Genomic DNA, 6,321 nt, shown 5'->3' with positions numbered 1-6,321 from the left:
TCCGGAGTGCGCGGATCACGCAGCAGGGCCCCGGCCAGGGCGAGCTCGGCCGCGCCGGTGCGGTCCGTAACCAGTGCGCCCTGCTGAGGTCAGCTCGGCCTGCGCGGCCGAGGACACCCGGTCGGCCAGCTCGTGCGCCTCGTCGACGATCAGGAGCTTGTGCGGGGGCACGATGTTGCGCTCGGCCAGCATGTCGACCGCGAGCAGGCTGTGGTTGGTCACCACGATGTCCGCCTCGCGGGCGCGTACGCGCGAGGCCTCGGCGAAGCACTCCGCGCCGTACGGGCAGCGGGCCGCGCCGACGCAGTCGCGGGCCGGCATGGACACCTGCCGCCAGGCGGTCTCGTCGACACCCGGGTCCAGCTCGTCGCGGTCGCCGGTCTTTGTCTTCTCCGCCCAGGCCTGCACGCGCAGGATCTGCTTGCCGAGCTTGCCGGCCTCACCCAGCCACTGGGTCGCGCGCGGCGGCGCGTCGTCGAAGAGGGTGTCGGTCGGCGCCTCCTCGTCGGCGTGCTCGAGCTTGGCCATGCAGAGGTAGTGGTGCCGGCCCTTGAGCACCGCGAAGGTCGGGCGGCGGCCCAGCACCGGCTCCACCGCGTCGGCCAGCCGGGGCAGGTCGTGCTCGACGAGCTGGTTCTGCAGGGCCAGGGTCGCGGTGGAGACCACGACCGGACCGTCGACCAGCAGGGCCGGCGTCAGGTAGGCGAGCGACTTGCCGGTGCCCGTGCCCGCCTGCACCAGCAGATGTTCACGTTGCTTGACGGCCCGCTCGATGGCCGCGGCCATCTCCTCCTGCCCGGGCCGCGAGGCACCGCCCGGGACAGCGCCGACAGCGGCGGCGAGAAGCTGGGAAGCGGTTGCCTTCTTGCGGGTCGCGGCAGTCACGTCCGAGACCGTACCCGCCACCACCGACGAAACCATGTCACCGTTAGGGTCTTGTCATGCCGAGCGAGATGGTCCGGGTCGTCTACACCAAGTACGACGGCTCCGCCCACCGCGACTACCCGGCCCGCCGGCTCACCGAGGACGAGCTGGGCGTATGGGTCGGAGTGACCCGCGGCACGGCGTCCGTCTACCACGGCCTGCCGTCGGTCGAGCAGATCCCGTTCGTGTTGCTCATCCCGCACCGGGCGTGGTGGACCGGCATGTTCAACCCGCCGCCGCGCACCAGCGAGGTCTACTGCGACATCACCACCCCGGCCCGCTGGGAGGGTGACACCGTGCACATCGTCGACCTGGACCTGGACGTCTCGCGGCGCCGTGACACCGGGGTGATCGAGCTGCGCGACGAGGACGAGTTCGCCGACCACCAGGTGCGCTTCGGCTATCCGGACGAGCTGGTGGCCGAGGCCCGGGCCGCCGCCGGGCGCCTGTTCGTGGCCCTGGGAGACGGCTCGGAACCCTTCGCTTCGACGTACCGGAAGTGGCTCTCAGCGGTCGTCGACTGAGCCCAGCTTGGCCGGGTTCAGCTGGTTGTAGACGGCTGTGACGCGGCCGTCGGCGACGGCCACCGTGAGCACGAAGAGCACCGGCCGGCCGTCCGGGTGGTGGCCCCGGACCAGCACGCCGGCGTCGCCGTTGACCAGGACCGGCTCGACCGTGACGTCGGTGTAGTCGCGGGCCCGCCGGCTCAGGATGCCGATGTAGAAGCGGGCCACCCGGTCCAGGCCGACGACCGGGTTGAGGCCGGCGTTGACCACGCCGCCGCCGTCGCCGATCGCCACCACCTCGGGCGCGAGCACAGCCGCGAGGGCCTGCAGGTCGCCGGAAGCGGCCGCGGCGAGGAAGGCGTCCAGCACTTTGCGCTGCTCAGGCAGATCCGCGGTGTGCCGGGCCTGGCCCTCGGCGACGGCCCGCCGGCCCCGGGAGGCGTGCTGACGGGCCGCCGGGACGCTGGTGTTGAGCACTGCGGCGACCTCGTCGAACGGCACCCCGAACGCGTCGTGCAGGACCACCGCGACGCGCTGCTCGGGGGTGAGCTTCTCCAGCACCACGAGCAGCGCGAGGCTGACCTCGGAGCGCTGGGTGACCCGCTCGGCCGGGTCGTCGAGCCGGGACACCATCGGCTCCGGCAGCCACTGGCCGGGGTAGGCCTCGCGGCGGACCCGGGCCGACTTGAGCACGTCCAGGCAGATCCGGCCGGTGATGGTGGTCAGCCAGCCGCGCAGGTCGTGGATCTCCCCGCCGGCCCGCGCCTTGTGATAGCGCAGCCAGGCCTCCTGGACCGCGTCCTCGGCCTCGGCACGGCTGCCGAGCATCCGGTACGCGACGGCCAGCAGGTGGGGGCGTTCAGCTTCGAAAGCGTCCGACGGCATGGGGGAATTCTGAAGGACATTGCCCGGTCACAGGTGTCACGTGTGACACAGTGGTAAACGCGATAAGAGCATTTGGTCCTATTTCGCGTTTGCGGGGGGCGGGGGCAGACGGTGGCGAACGACGTGGCGACCCTGCTGGGCGGGCTGGCCGGAGTGGCGGGAGCCACCGGTGCGGCGACACTCGGCGTCGCAGTGGCTCGCCGGCCCAGGCCGTACCTCCCCGCCGGGCACGCCCTGGTCGCCAACCAGGCCGAGGACCCGCTGCCCGGGGTGCTGCGCCGCGGGCTGGCCGGTCTCACCGTCCCGGTACGCCCGGGGCCGCACGGGGAGCTGTTCCTCGGCTCGGGGCAGCCGCAACCCGGTCGTACGCTGCGCCGGATGGTCCTCACCCCGCTGTTCACCCGGGCCCAGGCGCGCGGCGGGCGGCTCTGCCGGGACCAGCGGGTGCCGTTCCGGCTGGTGGTCGAGTTCACCGGGCCGGTCCGGGACGCGGACACGTTGCTGCGGGCGTACCGGATGCTCGACCAGCAGTTGCGCGACCATGCCCCGCTGCTGAGCCGCTGCGTCGACGGCCGCCTCGACCCCGGGGCCGTCACGGTCGCCATCACCGGCATCGTGGACGTGCGGGCCCTGCTCGCCACCCAGTCCCGCCGGTACGCGTTCGCCGACGGCTCCTTCGAAGACATCGGCTCCGCGTCGGCGCCGCCCGCACTGGTGCCGATGATCAGCGAGCCGTGGAGCCGCCGGTTCGGCTGGGACGGCCGCGAACCGATCTCCGCCGAGGAACGGCACCTGCTGCACGCGCTGGTCCGTTCCGCGCACGAGGACGGGCGTACGGTGCGCATCTCCGGCCTGCCCGGCGGCTCCCGCAAGGCCCGGCAGGCCGTCTGGACCGAGCTCGGCGAGGCCGGCGTGGACGTGATCGCCGACAGCGACCAGGTGGGGCTGGCCCGGCACCTGCGCCGGCATCCGGTGCACCGGCCGGTGCCACCCCGAGTGACGCCGGGACCGGTGACCCGCCGTAGCACCCCGGCCCCGCGGTCCACCAATCAGCGACCGGACATCGCGCCAGTCGTCTGAAAGATCCGGATAAGTGCACGTTCCAGGTGAACAGCAAGTGAACGAGCACTGAACTGCTGTTGAGCAGGGGTAGGCGGGCTCGGAACCCGGGGAGGCATTACCTAGCATTCCCTCGAATTCGCCAGACCCCGTCCACCCGCAAACGAGGTTCGCGCCGTGAAGTTCTCCTTCCGCCCCACCGAGGGCGCCTTCTACGAGCTGTTCTCCCGGGCAGCCCAGAACCTCGTCCGCGGCACCGAGCTGCTCAACGAGCTGGCTCTGCCCGGGGTGGACGTGCAGTCGGTCAGCGACCGGCTGACCGACGTCGAGCACGACAGCGACCAGATCACCCACGAGCTGTACAAGAAGATCAACTCGACCTTCATCACGCCGTTCGACCGCGAGGACATCTACTCGCTGGGCTCCCAGCTCGACGACGTCATGGACCACCTCGAGGCGGTCGGCAACCTGCTCTACCTGTACGGCCTCACCGAGCTGCCGTCGCTGCCGCGCGAGATGCACGAGCTGGTGACCGTGCTCGACCAGCAGGCCAAGATCACGGCCGACGCGATGCCGCGGCTGCGCACGATGAAGAATCTCGAGGAGTACTGGATCGAGATCAACCGGCTGGAGAACGACGGCGACCGGGCGTACCGGATGCTGCTGGTCCGGCTCTTCTCGGGCGAGTACGACGCGCTCACGGTGCTGAAGATGAAGGAGGTCGCCGACGAGCTCGAGGACGCCTGCGACGCCTTCGAGCGGGTGGCCAACACCGTCGAGACCATCACGGTCAAGGAGTCCTAGGCCTTGTCCGCCGAGCTCGTCGCAGTGCTCGCGGTGATCATCGCCGCGATGGCCTTCGACTACACCAACGGTTTCCACGACGCGGCGAACGCCATCGCCACCAGCGTCAGCACCCGGGCCCTGACCCCGCGCGTCGCGCTCGCGATGGCCGCGGTCGGCAACTTCATCGGCACCCACTTCGGCGCCGGCGTGGCCAAAACGGTCGGCGACGGCCTGGTCAAGCTGCCCACCGGCATCCCGAGCCTGGGTGTGGTCTTCGCCGGCGTGCTGGCGGCCATCTGCTGGAACCTCGTGACCTGGTACTTCGGCCTGCCGTCGTCCTCGTCGCACGCGCTGTTCGGCGGCCTGGTCGGCGCGACGTTCTTCGCCGCCGGCGCCACCATCGAATGGGCCACCATCACCGAGAAGGTGCTGATCCCGATGGTCGCCTCGCCGGTCGTCGGCCTGGTCCTCGGCTTCGCGGTGATGATCGCGATCTCCTGGATCTTCCGGCGCGGCAACCCGGGCCGCCTCAACCGCGGCTTCCGGCACGCGCAGACCGTCTCGGCCGCCTTCATGTCGGTCGGCCACGGCATGCAGGACGCCGCGAAGACCATGGGCATCATCGTGCTGGCGCTCTACACCGGCGGCTTCCAGAGCGACGCGACGCACATCCCGTGGTGGGTCTTCTGGACCTCGGCCGCGGTGCTGGCCGCAGGAACCTACGCCGGCGGCTGGCGGATCATCCGCACCCTGGGTCGCAAGATCATCGACCTGGGCCCGGCGGAGGGCTTCGCGGCCGAGACGGTGGCCAGCTCGGTGCTCTACTTCAACGCGCTGGTCCTGCACGCCCCGATCTCGACCACCCACACGATCACCTCAGCGATCATGGGCGTCGGCGCCACGAAGCGCCTGAGCGCGGTCCGCTGGAACGTGGCCGGCAACATCGTGCTCGGCTGGATCATCACGTTCCCGGCCGCGGCCGCCCTCGCCTGCGTCATCTACCTGGCGGTCCGGCCGCTGTTCAACTGAGCCCTTCCCCCATGCGTTGTCACAGAGCGGCCCTCCTCGGTGTCTTCATGTCATCGACACCGAGGAGGAGACATGACCGGCAACACCAGGGTCCCCAGGACTGAGATCACCGGTGTCTACGGCGCCGTACTGAAGAGGTTCAGCCGCAAGATGTTCGGCCAGGTGCCCGAGGCCCTCGAAGTGATGTGGCACCACCGGCAGGTGCTCAGCACCAGCATGGGTATGGGCCGTAAGGCCGCCAAGTGGCACGAGTGCGACGAGGATCTCAAGTCGTACGCCCACATGGCGGTCGCCGCGCTGGTCGGCTGCTCGTTCTGCCTCGACCTCGGCTACTTCCAGGCGCACAACAACGGCCTGGACGAGGTCAAGGCCCAGCAGGTGCCGCGCTGGCGGGAGTCGGACGTCTTCACACCGCTGGAGCGCGACGTGCTGGAGTACGCCGAAGCGATGTCGCAGACCCCGCCGTCCGTCACCGACGAGCTCTCCGGCCGCCTGCTCGCCCGGCTCGGCGCACCGGCGATGATCGAGCTCACCGTGTGGATCGCCTTCGCCAACCAGGCCGCCCGCACGAACGTCGCCCTCGGCATCGAAGCCGAGGGACTGTCGGCGTCGTGCGGCCTTGCCCCCATGGCCCAGCCGAGCGGCACCGCCTCGCGGGCATGACCGACGATCCGTTCCTCACCCACCGCAGCCTGCTGTTCACGGTCGCCTACGAGATGCTCGGCTCCGCCGCCGACGCCGAGGACGTCGTGCAGGAGACCTGGCTGCGGTGGGCCGACCTCGACGCCGGGGCCCGGGGCGAGGTGCGCGACCCCCGGGCCTACCTGGTGCGGGTGGTCACCCGGCAGGCCCTCAACCGGATGCGGACGCTGGCCCGCCGGCGCGAGGAGTACGTCGGTGAGTGGTTGCCCGAGCCGTTGCTGACCAGCCCGGACGTGGCCGAGGACGTCGAACTCGCGGAGAGCGTCTCGTTCGCGATGCTGACCGTGCTGGAGACCCTCGGACCCACCGAGCGGGCGGTGTTCGTGCTGCGTGAGGTGTTCGAGCTGCCGTACGAGGAGATCGCGGCCGCGGTCGGTAAGACGGCCGCGGCCGTGCGGCAGCTCGCCCATCGGGCCCGGGAGCATGTGGC

7 protein-coding genes and 1 pseudogene are annotated in these 6,321 nt (G+C 70.9%); 6 read left to right on the top strand and 2 right to left on the bottom strand.

Annotated elements, in window-relative coordinates; all coding sequences use genetic code 11:
- Positions 1 to 90: 90 nt before the first annotated feature.
- A pseudogene (locus AB0C29_RS28345) lies at positions 91 to 921 on the bottom strand (ATP-dependent DNA helicase); the annotation flags it as partial.
- Between the two features lie 20 nt (positions 922 to 941).
- Between AB0C29_RS28345 and AB0C29_RS28340 the strand changes: the two are divergent.
- Positions 942 to 1,448, top strand: coding sequence for a DUF402 domain-containing protein (locus AB0C29_RS28340; protein WP_360826172.1), 507 nt, complete (start codon positions 942 to 944; stop codon positions 1,446 to 1,448).
- Here AB0C29_RS28340 and sigJ read toward each other — a convergent pair.
- Positions 1,431 to 2,315: an RNA polymerase sigma factor SigJ gene (gene sigJ, locus AB0C29_RS28335; RefSeq protein ID WP_360826169.1), complete on the bottom strand. Its 885-nt coding sequence runs from the start codon at positions 2,313 to 2,315 to the stop codon at positions 1,431 to 1,433. The genes AB0C29_RS28340 and sigJ overlap by 18 nt on opposite strands.
- Before the next feature lie 111 nt (positions 2,316 to 2,426).
- On the opposite strand from sigJ, the gene AB0C29_RS28330 reads away from it, so the two are divergent.
- From AB0C29_RS28330 to AB0C29_RS28310, 5 genes are all read left to right on the top strand, one after another.
- Complete coding sequence (locus tag AB0C29_RS28330) at positions 2,427 to 3,395, top strand: hypothetical protein (protein ID WP_360826166.1); 969 nt, start codon at positions 2,427 to 2,429, stop codon at positions 3,393 to 3,395.
- 156 nt (positions 3,396 to 3,551) lie between these two features.
- Positions 3,552 to 4,178 carry a DUF47 family protein gene (locus AB0C29_RS28325; RefSeq protein ID WP_360826163.1) on the top strand — a complete coding sequence of 209 codons (627 nt, stop codon included), beginning with the start codon at positions 3,552 to 3,554 and terminating at the stop codon, positions 4,176 to 4,178.
- Positions 4,179 to 4,181: 3 nt separating this feature from the next.
- Positions 4,182 to 5,189 carry an inorganic phosphate transporter gene (locus tag AB0C29_RS28320; RefSeq protein WP_360826160.1) on the top strand — a complete coding sequence of 336 codons (1,008 nt, stop codon included), beginning with the start codon at positions 4,182 to 4,184 and terminating at the stop codon, positions 5,187 to 5,189.
- A gap of 72 nt (positions 5,190 to 5,261) precedes the next feature.
- Positions 5,262 to 5,852, top strand: coding sequence for a carboxymuconolactone decarboxylase family protein (locus AB0C29_RS28315; RefSeq protein ID WP_360826157.1), 591 nt, complete (start codon positions 5,262 to 5,264; stop codon positions 5,850 to 5,852).
- A partial coding sequence (locus tag AB0C29_RS28310) for a sigma-70 family RNA polymerase sigma factor (protein ID WP_360826154.1) occupies positions 5,849 to 6,321 on the top strand: 473 nt, incomplete at its 3' end. The genes AB0C29_RS28315 and AB0C29_RS28310, both read left to right, overlap by 4 nt.

It is taken from the genome of Actinoplanes sp. NPDC048791 (genome assembly GCF_040650095.1).
In the GTDB taxonomy this organism is placed as follows: domain Bacteria; phylum Actinomycetota; class Actinomycetes; order Mycobacteriales; family Micromonosporaceae; genus Actinoplanes.
The sequence above is the reverse complement of the archived record's forward strand: the minus strand, read 5'-3'. Positions and strand labels throughout refer to the sequence as shown.

What these genes read in the sequence shown, in the direction of transcription:
- AB0C29_RS28340 (WP_360826172.1), top strand. Translation starts at nt 942, where the DNA reads ATGCCGAGCGAGATGGTCCGGGTCGTCTACACCAAGTACGACGGCTCC.
- sigJ (WP_360826169.1), bottom strand. Translation starts at nt 2,315, where the DNA reads ATGCCGTCGGACGCTTTCGAAGCTGAACGCCCCCACCTGCTGGCCGTC.
- AB0C29_RS28315 (WP_360826157.1), top strand. Translation starts at nt 5,262, where the DNA reads ATGACCGGCAACACCAGGGTCCCCAGGACTGAGATCACCGGTGTCTAC.